We start from the raw sequence: 15,479 nt of genomic DNA on the forward strand, positions 1-15,479 counted from the left end.
ATTCATGCTTATTCATTAGATTATTTCTTCACCGTCTTAGCTCTAGCCAGGCATGCCGGTCCGAATCTCTTATCCTTTTCCAGCTTTTCTTTTGCCTGGAATGCAACCACAGCTTTTTCTGTATTCTCTCCAAAGCTGCCATCAACGCTGTCTTTATATACGCCGTACCACTTCAAGAACATCTGTAAATATTTCACCTGGGTTCCTGTATCTTTAAGACCAAGATATCCCTTTGTCGGCAATGTTGGGAATGTGCCTGAATAAGTGGCTACATTGCTCTTTTTCTGGATGATCCAGATGTAATTCGTGTCATATCTAAGCAGCTCCGGATCATAGTAGCCGGTTCTTCTTTTTGCGCCAGAATCTCTGACATATAGCTTACCATTTTTATAATCCGTGATAGCAAGATAATGACCGCCGGATGTCCATAAATTGTCCTTGCCGCCATTCTTAGTGCCCACTACCAGGAAGATGGCCCACCAGTCACCTTTAAGACTTTTCATCTGGTCCATCGCTTTCTTCCAGGTTGCGCCGCCAGAATGTTCCGGTGTGTAATACGTACTCTTGAAACCATAATGCTCAAGAGCAACGGTGATACCTGCACGGGTTGTGCCGGAAGAACCGAAGGCACCTCTTCTGGATAACCACGCCGCTACCTGTTTTGGTGTGGTATAAGAAATGTTGCATGCGATGGACGCAACAGAACACGGGCCACAGCCCGCCAGTGGCATCGATGTGCCGTTTACATAACCCTCTTTTGTCTGATCAAATGTTACGCTCATAGAAATTCTCCTTTCATAAAAAGGCACCCGAAGGTGCCCATAATTGTTTAGATCGCTTTAATCAATTCGTTTTTCAGTTTCTTCGGCTATTTCTTTGTTTATTTCTTCCGGAAGTTCGGCTGTCATATTTTCCATGAATTCTTCCAGCCAGCTTCTTAATTTCGCTGGGACAGGCAGACCGCACAGGAGCATATTTTTGAGAATTGACACACATTCATATGCAATGAATAGCAGACAAAAAAGCTCACATAGCCCGATTTTCGTTAATCCTATTGTCTGCAAATATGTATCTGGAATCATAAAAGCTAAATTGACATGAACGACCAGATCAGCCGCCATCAGTGCTGCGGCGCTAACGAGCATGGCCACTTTTCTGATGGCACCGTCAATACCAACAGAACTGTTAAACCGGCGGAACTTGATTGCTCTTAATACGCCGAGAATCGTGTCTGCACATACAGCAAGCATCAGGATGATAAATATCATATTGCCTGCCATTGCGTTTTCAAATGTCTGTAAAAAATTAAAAATCATATTCTCTTATCCTCTCTTTCTTTACTCTGTGATTTCTTCCCAACCATAGACACCAGGCTCCCATACATTGCCATCAATCGTACTCCGCCACGTCTTGCCGTTGTGTGTCACCTTGTCTCCCTTACTGTAAGGATTCGTGCTCTCCGGCTGCTCCCATTCCGGAATAACATTTTTATCTGGGATTAAAACTTTGGCGAATAAAGACGGCGCTGCATCCGGTGCCCAGTCGGCCTGAGACGTGTGGTCTGTTAGGACTTTGTACAGGATATCGTTATACAATACTCTCTCGTCTTTCCGATAATCTGTGCCTACTTTCCACTTCGGATACAATGCTGATGCTTTCAGTGCCTGCTCATCTGCCGCAGAGTTTCTGAGCGTCACAAGCGCATCAATAATGGCTTTTGCTTCTTCAAGTGTCATTTACATCACCTCCTCCACCATGGCCAGAAAGTCGTCACCGGAAATATCTGTGTCTGCCTCATCTACAATATCTTTTGCTCCTTCAAAGATAGGCAGTGTCTTCAGATAAGCATAGGCTTTCCTATCTGTCATGGCACTGTCATAATTCGTCTCATACGTGACGGCTTTTGTATACGGCTGCGCCATCGTGTTGTCTTTTTCGGCCTCTCTGGCTTTTTCATTGACATATGACAGTACAACTATAGATGTCTGTCGATTAGGGGTTGTCTGGTGGTACAGGATACGGTGATAGCAAGTCACCACACCATCATCCTGTACTATTTCTTTATATAATGCCATTTTGATTCCTCCTATGAAAATGTGATTCTTATATTAGCATCAATACCAACAGGGCTGTTATTTGCGGCATTTGTTGTATTGTTCCAGAAAGCGATGACCCATATGGCATTGTTATCACGAACAGCTGCTGAATATCTGTCTGGTTGAACCCAATCAGCCTTTATAATATATTTGCTATTTTGTCGGATAATAAGTCCGTTGATTGATGATACTGACACACTTGGATTTCCGATAACAGGCTTGCCCAGAGGTATAGTGAAATAAAATTCTTTTGCACCTGATGTAACATATCCCGCTGTACCCATTCGAACATCTATTGAATCACCTCGACGGTAATAGGGTCGATATTCGACATTGTTTGCTGTTGCCGAAATACGATGAACAATATCAACGCCGCCAAGACATAGACCGCCTTTTTTCAGTGAATAGTTTCCCCATCCAATAGACATATTATTTCCGTCATGCCAATTGACAGCTTCTATCTGAGAGCCATCATTCAATGTAACAAAAATACTATGGTTTGCAGGATTGTTAAACCACATGCTTGCATACGTACCAATATCTTTATCCGTATTAATAGTCCCATTCACAACGGCATTACCTGAGACGCTGAGTCCGCCCGATATGCCGCTATCGCCATAGATACTAACGTTTTTTCTAAATATTGCTGGTAACGCCACGTCAAACGCGTTCGCTACTTCTGCAAATTTGCCGATAGCAAGTGCTGTCTTTTTGACGATATACGACAAGAGTCTTACAGCTGTTCCGACCTCTCGAACAATCACAGAACTTGTGAAGCTGTCCCATACGGTTAACCGTACCTGGTAGGAATTCGCTGAATTTAACAGCGCTGCACTGGATATGAATGTTCCACTGTAATTATAGCTGTCACCGCTTGTCAACGCTGTCCATGATGATGCGCCTGTCTGGCAGTACTCTAATTTGTACTTGCCTGTATTGTTATTGTTCAACGACGATACCGAAAAAGTCATATAAGCTTTCAGAAATTCACCGCTATTATTAACTGCACCTTTTGCATCACCGCAACGGCTGCAATCAAATCCGGTTATCTGTGGCACGCTATAAGGCAGTATGCTGACTGTGATAGATCTGGATGCCGTTCGCCCTCTGCTGTCTGTAACTGTAACCCTGACTGCAACTGTACCGGCATCTCTGACTGTCTCCTGCATCTCGTATGAGCTTGATGTGTTTGTATAGGACTGAGAGCCGACATCAAACCGATAACCCGTTATCCAGCTACCGTACACTCCGGAAACGCTTGATTTCACAAGAAATCTTGATTTTCCTTGTATGTAACCGGCACCGAAAGTCTCTATCAAATGTTCGCATTCTGATACGGATACGGATGAGACAGACGGTGCAACAGATGCCGGTATCGTGATATTCAGATTGACTGTCTGAGTACCACCAATCTGTGTACTGCCGTTATATGTATTGACGCCGATCGTGATCGTGCCGCTCGTTGCAGACGGAAAATTATCTGCAATCGCAAGTGGCAGTGTCCATGCATAATTTGCTTTTACGCCCGTTGCAAAGCGAGTCCAGCTGCCTGTACCGACGCGATAATATAAGTTGTGTGTCCAGCTTGAGACGGCCGGTGCAATCTTGATTGTAACTGCATTGCCAAGTGCAATTGTTGAAGCTGACAGTGTCGGCTTTGTTGCCCTTGGAATTTGGTCAAGCACGATGCTGCATGAGATCGAACCATTTGACAGGTAGGATGAGCCACTGATTGAAAATGAACCAGAGCATGCAAGCGTCTTTTTACCGTCTGCGCCGTGGCTGATGTTGCCTGTCCAGGAACCCAGATTGACGGTTGCTCTGTTCCGGAAATCCATCGCCATTGTTTTACTGATGACCTGACTGCCATTGACTGTCATTTTGACGGAATTTCCGGAAGCATCAAGATTGTATGCGCCGTATGATGATGAATCAGACTGGGCGTACATTGTCACAGTCACATTTGATTGATTCGTGTTAGCGTTCTGGCTGTTGACTTTGATGGCCATATAGAGATGGTAGTGACCATTATAGCCACATGTTGTTTCATTTTTTGCTGATGTTGCTATTTGATCACTCCTTTCTATATGCCGATCAATGATACGATTGTGTCACCGGCTGCATTTGTCTCAACTGTCCAGACACTGTCTGCAATCTTAAGCTGCTTGATGATCTCGCAAACGGTGTTGTACATACGCTGGTCAGAGATATAAGCGACTTCATAGCCGTTCTGCAAGAATTGAATACGGTCATTTTTGAGCTTCAGAATCAGTGGACTTGTACTGTTGCCGAGTAGAATGTTTCCGTCTTCGAAGCGGATGTATTTTTTAATTTCAGAAAATTCAGCACCTGTTTTATCCGTAATACTGTTCAACGTCTTCTGGAAATCATCGAAAGTCACCTGCCATGAGTCTTTTGTCTGTGTCACTTCTGTTTTGACACCCGAAATGAATTTGTCAACATCGCCCTTCAGATAGACATTGTCGTAAACGGTGGATTTAATGGCTTCAGCTGTCTGGTCAATGCTTGAAGCAGTCTCTTCGCGGAACTGAGTGAGTTTGTCGTTGAGATCGCTCGTGTAATCTTCCGGTGCGGGTGTCCAGTCAGTTGCTTTGTTACCGATTTCGAGTTTTGGTAATTTGTAATAAGTAGTAATGCCTTTTCTTGCATAACAGACTATATAAAAGCTTGTGGCTTGCTTTGGCGTAAATGTTACACTCAGAAATTTTCCGGTCGATGTGGTGTTTACTTCGGTATGATATTGATCTGTGTTATCGGCGTACGCATAAAGGCGAGATGCATTTCCTTTGCACCATCCAGAAAGTGTGTATGTCTGACCAACTTTTAAAGTTATTTTTTGTCTTGTCCCCCACCAACTGGACGAGCCATCGTAAGTTACTTTGAAATATCCATCACTATCAGGAACTGCTGTGCCGACCGACTGATCCCATTGAGATAAATCATCACTGTTAATAAGTAAATTTCTTCCACCAATCTCTATCCCATCTATAGAGCTCCCCACCGAATACCCTGTGCTTGTTGTTCCATCTGTATAAGTCAGTACAGTCTTTGTCCAAAGATACGGCTTTGATGCATCCGCTGCGGGTACTGATGTCGCCCATGTTCCTGTTGGGGCGGTCGTGGAACTGGCTGAAAGCTGATAAGTGATGGCGGTGGATTTGATACCCTTGCCTGCGGCTCCGGTAGCGCCTGTCTTTGCTACTGAGAAGGAGAACTTTTTATTAATTGTAACATCGTCCACTGTAACAGGAATGGTTGCTTCGCACGAAGCAGTCACTGTAACGGTTGTTTTAAACGTAATCGTTGGCGATGCTGTACCATTGTTAGTTATTGCTGCTGAAATGCCTGTTGGACAACTTACTGTTCCGATAGTCACTTTTTTGCACTGCATTCCGCCGCAATAGGCCACAGCCTGGGTTGAACAGGATAAACCTGCTGGTGCCCCAGATGTATTCCCTGCAAATGTAAATGCTTCACTTGTGAGGATGACCGAATAAGCGTCTGTCATGTCAAAAACTGTAATCTGCGTTTTGGCTTTAACTGCCAATAAGCTCACCTCCTAGCTTTCCAGGCTACAAGTAAATGCACCCACATTGTTGATATCATCAGGCGTTATGGCCAACGTCTTGGATGTCGCCAATACCGCTGTGTCTTCACCTTTATGCCACTTAATCGAGCCAAGCGAACCGCACACACCGGCATCAGTAATGCTCTGCTCAACGCCGCCTTTAAATACATGCGCTGTCAGAACGGTCGAACCGGAGCTGTTCTTGAATACGGTACCGTTTGATGCTGTAATGCTGACTGTTATAGCATCCTGTCCCGCTGCGCCTGTCGCACCCTGTTTGGCCACGCTGTACTGGGTGGCTGTTCCGCCATTTGTGTAGGTAAATATCGTCCTGGTCCACAGATAAGAACCGGCGGATACGGAAGGCGGTGTTGACTGCCAGCCGCTTGTCGGCGCTGTCGTGTTTGAAGTTGATGCTGCATAAGCGATTTCTGCTTTTGAAATACCATTACCAGTCGAACCGGTGGCACCTTTGATACTTCCGGAATAAACCCACTTTGCTGCAGAAGCCGCACCGGCAACGGTACACTTGTAGGTATATCCTGTTGATGTATTCAGGTACATGTCATTGACGCGTGCCGCTGCTACACCGGATCCGGAAAACACAGTGGCTGTTGTTGATGTGCCGGTGATGCCGGTGCCGCTGTACCACTGGGAACCAGTCGTTCCTGTTGCTCCGGTACTGCCCATCTTTCCAACAGAATAAGACGTCGATGAAGTATTATCCGTATATGTAATAACCGTCCTGGTCCACAAATAAGAGCCTGCTGCAACTGTCGGAATATCTGCGTTCCATGTCCCTGTAGGCACCGTCGTACCACTTGTTGACGCCTGATACGTAACAGTTGTGGATTTAACGCCTTTGCCCGCATCGCCCTTTAAACCAGTGGCGCCAGTTTTTGCTACCGCAAATGAAAACTTCTTGTTGATTGTGATATCATCAACCGTGATCGGAATAACCGCCTCACAGGCATTCGCTATGGTTGCTGTTGTTGTAAAAGTAATGGTCGGCGCTGATGTACCGTTACCTTCAACAACAGCAGAAATGCCCGTTGGACATGCGATGTTCTTTGAATCAACAATAACGGATGCACATTGATTAGAACCACAATAGGCCACAGCCTGTGTGGCGCATTTTAATCCTGCCGGTGCACCGGACGTATTACCGACAAAGGTAAACGCTTCTGATGTCAGAATGACATTGTATGCGTCTGTAATGTCGACAATCGTGATCTGATTGGTTGCTTTAACTGCCATTTATTTTTTACCCTCCTACACTTCCAGGTCACATGTATAGATGCCTTTTGTATCAATGTCATCTGGACTGATCTTAAATTTAAAACCATCTTCCGAAATGCGCTCGTCTTCCGGTGGTATGATAAGATATTGATCATCTTCATCAATCCTCGATTTCCACTGTATGTGCGCATCTGATCCAAAGACTTTTTTGAGCGTGTCTATATCAGTGATTCTCTGCTTGCCATAAAAAATAACAGGTGACAGAACTGTCGACACGCTGTCATTTTTAAAAGCTGTTCCTTTGCTTGAATCAATGTGGATAAAGCAGGCATCTTCACCCGCTGCGCCCTGGATACAGACCGCCTGGGACTCGATAACTTTCCCGTTGATCAGAATCGTTACTTTTTTCTGCCAGATATACTTTTCTGATTGCCATTCAGGCGCGTTCTCCTGCCATCCCTCTTCAGGGGCCTTAGTAGAGGAATCGCCGGATGCATACAAAAAATCAACTTGTTTGACAGCAACATCTTTGATCTCACCGAGCGCACCTTCGTTGATCTTGGCATTAGATTCAACCTTTTCGACACGTTCTACCAGGTTACTATTTGCGCTTTCCGCTTTTGAAGTAAAATCACTGAGCGCTTTTGCCGTCTTACCGAGTGTTAGTGTGTTAGATGTCGGATTATTCAAGGATACATGCATTTTATTAATGAGCATCTTGCCAGAAACCCCATGTGGCAATGAATAAACATTGACCCATCTGCCTAACATAAACGGATTGACATTGATGCCTGTCCCGGACAGATCAGCCGCTGTAAGCGTTATTTCAGACTGCAATTCACACAGCTCTGCCAATCTTTCTTTTGCTGCCTTTAACAAGTTCTCTGCAATTGTTATATCTTCAAACGTCTCAACGGTGCATATAAAGCCATATTTTTTTACAGCTTCTGCATCTTCTATGTAAGCGACGCCGTCATTGATATCACTGATCGTCAGACGCTTTTCTTCACTATTATCTTCATCTGATTCAATTCTTGCGCCCAGCGGAAGAATCGCCGTGCAAATATCATCAAATTTGTTCTCAACGCTAATGGACAGCAAATTTTTTCCAAATTCAACATCCTGGTTACTAATTGTGTTGATCTCAGCCAAATAGTCGATATAAGTCTCTCCGTCCTCGTACCGCGTCATTATGTAGCCACCGAGCATATCAATCAATTTATCGTTGATGCTTTTCCAGGTCGTCACATAGTCTGAGCTCTTTCTGACAATATAATCATTTGAGTCTGTGACCGTTACACGTCCGACTGTAAAACGTTTTCGTTCTTCTACCTGGCTGTTGTGATCATCGATAAATTTACTAAACAGACTTTTGATCGTTGTATGCTTATCGCCTGTCATATAATCATATGGCATCTGTATCGTATCTAAGAGATATGCAAGATCTCCCTCGCACGTCACATCCTTTTGATTGTAAGAACCTCTGCTAATGATGATCGGCCGCCCTCTAAATACAACTTTTCCCTTATAATAAACGCTGATTACACTGGTCATTTTATTGATCATGTTGTAATACGGATGCTGAGGATAAATCGTGAAAGAAAAGCTACCTGGGTCATTTGTTGCCGTATCAAGTGTAGGATCCTGCAACATAAGCCCGTCAATCGTCGTGTCATATACGCATTTATCATCGCAATAAACAGTAAACATCATAACCGCCTTTCCTGGTAACTCACTTCAACCGTCCCATTTCCTGCATATGTGACAACATTTTCACCCTCTTTAAAAACAATGCCTGGTACCGTGAATGTTCCGTCTGTTTTTATGGTCGTTGTCACATTTTCAAAAGATATCGTCATAGGAGAGGATATTTTGAACTGTGGCGTCACATTTTTCTGATCATTGATATAGGTAACGGTTGTTGTTCCGGAAACGGCGCATGCAGAAACAGTCACATCGTTTTTATATCGATACGGTTCACAATCACATGTAATCGTGAAAGTGCCGATTCTTTTTTGGTGTGTCAATTCGCCAACAGTAATCCGTCCTTTAAAATAATAATCAGTATCCCAGTCCAATACTATTTCAACCTTTTTCCCGTGGATTTTTTTACATACGTCTTTATACACTTGATCAATGTCTTCCGGTGTTTTTGCTTTAATGGTAAACGGAAATGTCAATGACCGGTTTTTATAAAAGATTTCTCCAAAATACTCTGTATAATCAATCGTGCCGTCACTTCCAAGTACCTCTACTTCTTCCGTCTTAACATCTGGCGTGCCGATCTTCACGCCAGATGTTAAAATAAGATTTAAATCTCTATAGGAATGGAACGCTCCAAATGTAATCTCTGTGTTATACATATCGTGCCTTCATTCTGTTGATATCCCCCAATCTTCTGTCCATTTCAGGTGCAACTTCGCCAACAAACTTATCATTCAATATGAGTTGTTTTTCTTTTGCAAATTCCGGAAAATACTTTTCTACTATTTCAAGTATTTTCAAAAGATATGCAGTATTCATGTCATTTCCGCCGGCTTCTTCCCTGACAATTCCTCTAAGATCATCCAAGGCACCCACAAACTCCGGTCTTTTCTCACCAACACCAATCACGGTTGGACGGTCAAAGATACCGCCCTTGTCATACCAGCTGACGGAAAAATGTGGCACGGAAGGTGGATTGATGGAAAACCTACCGGATATGCTGACGTGCGGCAACTTGAGATGTGGAAGTGACCAGCTAAAGTGGAACTTGCTTTTAATCGCATCGATGGCATTACTTACTACATTCTTGCACGCATTGAATATTGATGAAAACTTATCTTTGATCGCCCCAAGTATGCTGTTCACTGTCGATCTGGCTGACCCGAGTCCCGCAGAAATCTTTGACTTCATAGCGTCAATAGCACTAGAAGTCTTGTTTTTGGCCGCATCCCATTTTTCCGAAACCGCGCTCTTGATGCCACTCATCTTGTCGTTCACTGTCGATTTAATGCTGGACCATTTATCAGATACAGTCGACTTGATGCCATCTGACACGCTAGACACGTTAGTTTTCACATTATCCCAGGACGACTCGATGTTTCCTTTTATCCCTTCAAGAATTGGACTCAGTAAATCTGATATTCCATTCCATACGCTGCTAATCACATCACTGATCATGCTTAATGTGTCAGAAACTGTCACTGATATGCTATTCCATGCCTCTGTGATGATACCTTTGCAGTTCTCCCAGATAAACTGAAAAGGCAGCGTAATGATCTGGATGCCTGCAGATATAATCTCTCCAATAAGCATTATGCCCACTGCAACAACGTTCTTTATCGTTTCCCAGGCATTTGATACTGTATCTGAGACACTCTGCCAAATGTTAGAAAATGTTTCTGACGCCTGGCCAAGAAAAGCAGAAATGGCTTGCGTCATGCTGTTCCATGTCTCTTCCGCAGCATTTTTGATTGTCTCCCATGTCTCGGAAAGGAAATTCTTGATGCTTTCCCACGTATCATTGACAGCATTCCTGAAGCTTTCATTCGTTTTATACAGCGTGAATAATCCGCCGACAACACCTGCGACAAGGGCAATCACCAGTCCAACCGGACCAGATAAGGCAGCGATCACAGGTGCAAGGGATTTAACGTTTTTAAAGATGCCCATGATTCCCACTGCTAATCCAAGGGCCTTTGTCGTCAAATCAAATCCAATAAATGCGCCAACAAGCGGAATAATTAGACCCAGATTCTCAGCAACAGTCTCTAAAGCGTCACCCGCAAGCTCAATGAGCGGTATCACATCTTGTACGAATCCCGTGATGTCATCTGCAACGGCTTCGACATCCAGATGATCCACAAAATCCATCGCTTCCTGAGTAAGATCGTTCAAGACCGGATACATTGCATTGAAAAGATCGATACCAAGATTCTCGAGTTTGGTCTTTAAATCCTGAGACTTCCATGCAAACGTGTCCGTCATATTCTCGTAAGCCGCCTGTGTTGTTCCAGCCTGATTCTGAAGCGTTTTCAGATTATCATTAAACGTGCTTATGCCCTGATTGGCGATAGCATTCGCTGACTTGCCGGCCTCCTGAGAACTCCACAAATTCATAAAAGCCTCTGAATTTCCATCCACCGAATCCATCAGCACTTTAAGAACATCGCCCAGCGATGAACCGGAATTCATCAATTCAGCAAAGGATTTACCTGTCTTATCCTTCAAGATATCGCTGACCGTAGAACCATCTTTTCCAAGTTCCTGGATCATACTTGATAAATAAGTCGTTGATTCAGCTGTACTGATACCGGCCTTTGTTGTACTGATATAAGCCGCCTCTAAATTCTCCATTGACACGCCATATCCAGATGCCGTTGCGATAGCACGGCCCATATTAGAAGCAAGCTCTGCCACCGTCGTAACGCCCAGATTCTGTGTCGTGATCAGAGAATCACTGATGTGCTGCACGTTATCTGCTTCCATGCCATATGCATTCATAGCGGTTGTCAACACACTGATTGCCGAATCTGTGTCTGTAAATCCTGCCGTGGCCAGCTTTGCCGCCTGAGCGACAACATCCAGTGCCCCAGCTGTATCGCCTGTTGCGGAAATCGTGCTATACGCGGCTTCGGCAATGTCAGCTTGTGAGATGCCAAGCTGATCGGACATGTCAGCTATCTTTGTTTTCATACTATCGATAGATACTGCGGACGTGTCCGCAATCGTGCCAAGCTTTGCAATGCTATTCTGATACTCCGTGCCAGCCGTGATCGCATTTCCTATGATTTTTCCTATTCCAATAGCCGCCAGGCCTTTAGCCAATGTTTTTCCGAAAGATGCGGCCACCTGTTTCCCTGAACGTTCACCTTCTTTTGGCAAATCGTTGCCCAGTACACTTCGAATCGCTTCTTTGATGCCTTTTGTTGTAGGCACGATCTGCACGTATGCTTTTGCCATCTCTGTAGCCGTTTATCTCACCTCTTTTCAAATTCAGCCAAAGCCCGATCTAACTGTTCCTTTGTTTCGAACGCAACTATATCGGTCGGCTTTTCTTCCTTGCCGATCAATGCCTCTGTCAATAAATGCGGTCTATTAACACCTGACGCACCATCTTTTGTCTGAAACCACACGAGATAAGCCAGTCTGTCAGCAATTGCCGCAAGAAGCATTGTTTCGCTTTTCGCTTTTAAGCCATTCAGCTTTCTGAATGTCCTGCTATCATCCGGCAGACCTAAAGAAAGCGTTGCCGCTAATTCAACGGGCAACGCCTGGTAATCAAAAACATGGTATATTTCTGCAAAATCGCAAATCAATTCATTTTCCGCCCTCGCCATCATTTCAGCAAGGGCTAGGAATTTTTTGCCTTTTCACTTTCCATTCGGATGCAGTCAACGATCTCAAAGATTTCTGTCATCACATCTTCAGTCATGGCAGTCCCTTTGACCTTGCGCAAATGCTTCATCAATGCCTTCTCCTGCTTCTTTCCAAGAATATCTTCAACAAGTTCCACCGCTCCGGCAAGCTGTTCAGCGCCTTCATCTGACTGGGTTTTAGCGATGGCTTTGGCCACTTTCCAAGTTGCCATCACATTTTCATCCGCTTCGAACACAAAACCTGTTTTGGTTGTTCCTCTGACCATTTATAAGACCTCCGTTTTATTTTTTACTGATATATTCATAGTGTGTATTGCCGTTTTCGTCCGGTGCACACGTCAAAGTCACGCCGTATGCAATTGCATCTGATTTTTTGTATGTAATATCTTCCACCGCTGTTACCTTTGCGCAAGGCAGCACAATTCTCTTTTTAACGTTTCCTTTCATCACCATTTCAAACACAAATGCAGCATACTCAAGATCGGCATTATTTGCCGCAATAGAAATTGTATCAACGCCAACAGTTACATTCGATCCGCCATAGACCGTCTTTAGAGTCTCTGAGTTTCCACTTTCCAGCAGTGTGAACTTCCATGTATCATTTCTTGAAGTCTGCACGCTTAATACAGTTGTTCCGCCCCAGTCTTTTGTATCAGATGACTCTGGTGAATTCGAATTCGTTACACCATCCTCAGAAATAAAACCAAGCGTTTTAAAATCAGCCTCAAGCGCTGTCGTCGCATCTGTCGGTAATGCCGTTGCTGTTGTTGATCTGAATGCATAACCGCCGATTTTCGGCGCGCCTGTGGAAACATTTGCAACATCATTTTTTTCTGACATTCTTATTCCTCCTGATAATGTACCAGGTCAAATACAGCCTGGTATCTATACGTTTTTGTTGTCGTATCCGTAAAATTATAATCTGAGTTCAATAAACATGTGCTGATCTCAGGAAGCGCTTCAATATCACGCATTGCTTTTTTGACGCAAAGATTGAGAGTGGCCGCTTCGTACAGTGTCGGCGCGATGGATTGTATTGCAAAGGTTGCCCTGCATATAAAATTTTTTTCTGAAGTGCTTGTCTTCTCAAGCACAACATAAGTCTCAACCGGCTCCACGTCGAGCGGCACCTCCATCAAAACAGGCACATCCAGATTTTCATTTAAATAATTCAAAACAATCTCTTCAATTATCATCTCATCGCCTTCAGAAGTGTATTATTCTTCATGTTATCCCGTTTTGCCGCATATGTATCTGCATACACCATCGCATTCACTCGGTTTCTTCCGGTATGGGTATCTGTTACATAACCATTTCCGCACCGGCTGGCAATCTGTCTGGCATATTCACTGCAGATACTCATGATCTCCGGAGATTTCAAAAGCTGGTCCCTGATAGCAGCCCTGTTTAATTCGATTCTTAAATCATCAGCCATACCGTTCCACTCTCACTTTCTTATTCCATTCCAACGGAATCATTGTTTCGATGCCTTCTACCGGCATACCAATGGTGTGCCATCTTTCGCCAAAAAAAGTAACGTCCTGATTTTCCCACTGATGCTGATCTCCCTTAGGGATTGCAAGTGTATAGACCGCTTTTCTTCCTGTCAGATTCAGCGTATCAAGAATTTCTTCTTCTGATGTCGGCGCAACCAGCACATTTTTGATCGCCACATCGTTTTCTGTATAAACCGGACGATTAAAGGCATCTTTTTCGTTTTCGATACGTTCATGCAGGACTACAGTAATGCCTTTTAACATCTATGATTCCTCCGCTTTAAAGCAATTTAAAAAGCCGATCTTATTACCGGCGCCCAGTATCTTTTTATCGATTTTTGTCAGATAAAGTTCACTGCTGCCGTTAGAATTGCTCCAGCTTTGTGAATATCCCAAGGCAGACACACTGCCCTGAGTTGCGCCTATTGGAACGCCGGTGTCTGTCATCGCCCGAAGAACCATGCTGCAGGATACCAGCTTCTTTGCTTCATCCGGCGCCTTTTTGTTATAAGCGTCAATGATCACTGCTGCATCCTCAAGCAATGCCTGACAGCGATTACGTTCATCGTCCTGCAGATTCCTTCGCACATCAATATCATCACACGTCGCATAGGTCATCATGGCGCTTTCCTTCTTTTTACCGGGCTTTTTCTTACCGCTGCAGAGTTCTTCGGCTTTACTTCTGCAGTTTTTTCTTCAGGCCCTTTTTCTTCTTTTATTTCTGCCACAGGAATGAAAAGCATAGAGTCCAGCGCAATGCTGGACTCTACAATCATTCCTGTCTGCTTATACAGGTATTTCATTCCGTTGCTCCATTAATTTTTACAAATGCATTACTATCCATAATGCCGATACCGTATACCACTTCGGCACGGATTGCGATCTGGTTCTGTCTCTGCAGATCGCCAAGGCCATCCGGATCACCATATTCAATCAGATGCGCACCGATGCTTCTCTGTACGCCCCATCTGAATGCATCAAACTGACCAACAATGCCAAGCAAATTCGTCGCTTTGGTGATCTCGTTTTTTGCAGAGACTGTATCAGAGATTGCTGCGTTCATTCCTGCAAAATTGGTCACGTTCTGGCCGAACCCAATTTCCGGATAAATCTTTCGACCTGTAGTGTCTCTCATTGTAGAAAGGCCAAAGGACAACGTCGGATCCATCGCAATGCCGTTCGGTGTATAACCCGCAGAAATGATTGCGCCGGCTGCTGCTTCAATTGCCTCATCGTATTTCGAACCTGTAAGCGTTACGGCCTGTGTTGTATCTACAAGACCTTCCTTTACCAATTCCGAAACCGTGCCTGTCAGCGGATTGATTTTATGAATACCAACAAGATCAAGCGCTCTGCCTAATGCGATGCTTGCATTGGATGCAAGATCTTGAAGCACGCCGATCTGAACATCTTCATCTGCCCACTGTACTTCCTGTGAGAACCTCATTGTCACCTGAAGTTTGAACGGATTGACTGTTTTATGCGAGTAGGTGGTTGGGGTTGGCGATTTTGATGCACCTTCTCCAACAAGCTCCGCTTTTGGTGGTGCTGTTAATACCCACACCTGCTGTTTTCCAAATTTCTGTGGTCTGGCGCCTGAAAGCTGTGCCAGTACAGATCCTTTCTGTGCCTTTTCAAAAATACCACTTGCAATCTCTGCAGGAATATTAAAATCTGAACTAATTAAAGCTGCCATTGA

At 44.2% G+C, this 15,479-nt stretch carries 19 protein-coding genes; all 19 read right to left on the bottom strand.

Annotated features, from left to right (window positions below; translation table 11 throughout):
• Nucleotides 1-20: 20 nt before the first annotated feature.
• Genes NBH03_RS04730 through NBH03_RS04820 form a run of 19 tightly spaced genes read right to left on the bottom strand, consistent with a single transcriptional unit; the run spans nt 21 to nt 15,476 of the window.
• Nucleotides 21-782 (bottom strand): peptidoglycan-binding protein, encoded by a 762-nt coding sequence (locus tag NBH03_RS04730; RefSeq protein ID WP_250797574.1) that lies wholly within the window; start codon nt 780-782, stop codon nt 21-23.
• A gap of 57 nt (nt 783-839) precedes the next feature.
• The gene (locus tag NBH03_RS04735) at nt 840-1,316 is read right to left on the bottom strand and encodes a phage holin family protein (protein WP_250797580.1); all 477 of its coding nucleotides are present in this window, start codon (nt 1,314-1,316) and stop codon (nt 840-842) included.
• A 21-nt stretch (nt 1,317-1,337) separates the two neighbouring features.
• A complete protein-coding gene (locus NBH03_RS04740; protein WP_250797585.1) occupies nt 1,338-1,736 on the bottom strand; it encodes a carbohydrate-binding protein in 399 nt (132 codons plus the stop codon).
• Nucleotides 1,737-2,075 carry a hypothetical protein gene (locus tag NBH03_RS04745; RefSeq protein ID WP_250797589.1) on the bottom strand — a complete coding sequence of 113 codons (339 nt, stop codon included), beginning with the start codon at nt 2,073-2,075 and terminating at the stop codon, nt 1,737-1,739.
• Between the two features lie 11 nt (nt 2,076-2,086).
• Nucleotides 2,087-4,198 (bottom strand): DUF859 family phage minor structural protein, encoded by a 2,112-nt coding sequence (locus NBH03_RS04750; RefSeq protein ID WP_331476058.1) that lies wholly within the window; start codon nt 4,196-4,198, stop codon nt 2,087-2,089.
• A complete protein-coding gene (locus tag NBH03_RS04755) occupies nt 4,180-5,664 on the bottom strand; it encodes a hypothetical protein (RefSeq protein WP_250797603.1) in 1,485 nt (494 codons plus the stop codon). The genes NBH03_RS04750 and NBH03_RS04755 overlap by 19 nt, the downstream gene beginning before the upstream one ends.
• 12 nt (nt 5,665-5,676) lie before the next feature.
• Complete coding sequence (locus NBH03_RS04760) at nt 5,677-6,942, bottom strand: hypothetical protein (protein WP_250797605.1); 1,266 nt, start codon at nt 6,940-6,942, stop codon at nt 5,677-5,679.
• Nucleotides 6,943-6,957: 15 nt separating this feature from the next.
• Complete coding sequence (locus tag NBH03_RS04765; RefSeq protein ID WP_250797608.1) at nt 6,958-8,637, bottom strand: phage tail spike protein; 1,680 nt, start codon at nt 8,635-8,637, stop codon at nt 6,958-6,960.
• The gene (locus NBH03_RS04770) at nt 8,634-9,287 is read right to left on the bottom strand and encodes a phage tail domain-containing protein (protein WP_250797615.1); all 654 of its coding nucleotides are present in this window, start codon (nt 9,285-9,287) and stop codon (nt 8,634-8,636) included. The genes NBH03_RS04765 and NBH03_RS04770 overlap by 4 nt, the downstream gene beginning before the upstream one ends.
• A complete protein-coding gene (locus NBH03_RS04775; RefSeq protein ID WP_250797622.1) occupies nt 9,280-11,868 on the bottom strand; it encodes a phage tail tape measure protein in 2,589 nt (862 codons plus the stop codon). Before NBH03_RS04775 ends, NBH03_RS04770 begins: the two co-directional genes overlap by 8 nt.
• A gap of 17 nt (nt 11,869-11,885) precedes the next feature.
• Nucleotides 11,886-12,224 (bottom strand): DUF5361 domain-containing protein, encoded by a 339-nt coding sequence (locus tag NBH03_RS04780; RefSeq protein ID WP_250797624.1) that lies wholly within the window; start codon nt 12,222-12,224, stop codon nt 11,886-11,888.
• A gap of 35 nt (nt 12,225-12,259) precedes the next feature.
• Nucleotides 12,260-12,550 carry a hypothetical protein gene (locus NBH03_RS04785; protein WP_250797629.1) on the bottom strand — a complete coding sequence of 97 codons (291 nt, stop codon included), beginning with the start codon at nt 12,548-12,550 and terminating at the stop codon, nt 12,260-12,262.
• Between the two features lie 16 nt (nt 12,551-12,566).
• Nucleotides 12,567-13,124: a phage tail tube protein gene (locus NBH03_RS04790; protein ID WP_250797635.1), complete on the bottom strand. Its 558-nt coding sequence runs from the start codon at nt 13,122-13,124 to the stop codon at nt 12,567-12,569.
• Between the two features lie 2 nt (nt 13,125-13,126).
• Entirely contained in the window at nt 13,127-13,480 is a 354-nt protein-coding gene (locus NBH03_RS04795; RefSeq protein ID WP_250797641.1) for a hypothetical protein, read from the bottom strand.
• Nucleotides 13,477-13,719 carry a hypothetical protein gene (locus tag NBH03_RS04800; RefSeq protein WP_250797648.1) on the bottom strand — a complete coding sequence of 81 codons (243 nt, stop codon included), beginning with the start codon at nt 13,717-13,719 and terminating at the stop codon, nt 13,477-13,479. Before NBH03_RS04800 ends, NBH03_RS04795 begins: the two co-directional genes overlap by 4 nt.
• Nucleotides 13,712-14,044, bottom strand: a complete 333-nt coding sequence (locus NBH03_RS04805; RefSeq protein WP_250797653.1) for a hypothetical protein — start codon at nt 14,042-14,044, stop codon at nt 13,712-13,714. The genes NBH03_RS04800 and NBH03_RS04805 overlap by 8 nt, the downstream gene beginning before the upstream one ends.
• Nucleotides 14,045-14,401 (bottom strand): Gp19/Gp15/Gp42 family protein, encoded by a 357-nt coding sequence (locus NBH03_RS04810; RefSeq protein ID WP_250797654.1) that lies wholly within the window; start codon nt 14,399-14,401, stop codon nt 14,045-14,047. It lies immediately after the preceding gene.
• Nucleotides 14,398-14,583: a hypothetical protein gene (locus tag NBH03_RS04815; RefSeq protein ID WP_250797655.1), complete on the bottom strand. Its 186-nt coding sequence runs from the start codon at nt 14,581-14,583 to the stop codon at nt 14,398-14,400. The genes NBH03_RS04810 and NBH03_RS04815 overlap by 4 nt, the downstream gene beginning before the upstream one ends.
• The gene (locus NBH03_RS04820; RefSeq protein ID WP_250797656.1) at nt 14,580-15,476 is read right to left on the bottom strand and encodes a phage major capsid protein; all 897 of its coding nucleotides are present in this window, start codon (nt 15,474-15,476) and stop codon (nt 14,580-14,582) included. Before NBH03_RS04820 ends, NBH03_RS04815 begins: the two co-directional genes overlap by 4 nt.
• Nucleotides 15,477-15,479: the final 3 nt, after the last annotated feature.

Origin of the sequence: Coprococcus intestinalis (genome assembly GCF_023656595.1) — a bacterium.
GTDB lineage: Bacteria > Bacillota > Clostridia > Lachnospirales > Lachnospiraceae > Coprococcus_A > Coprococcus_A intestinihominis.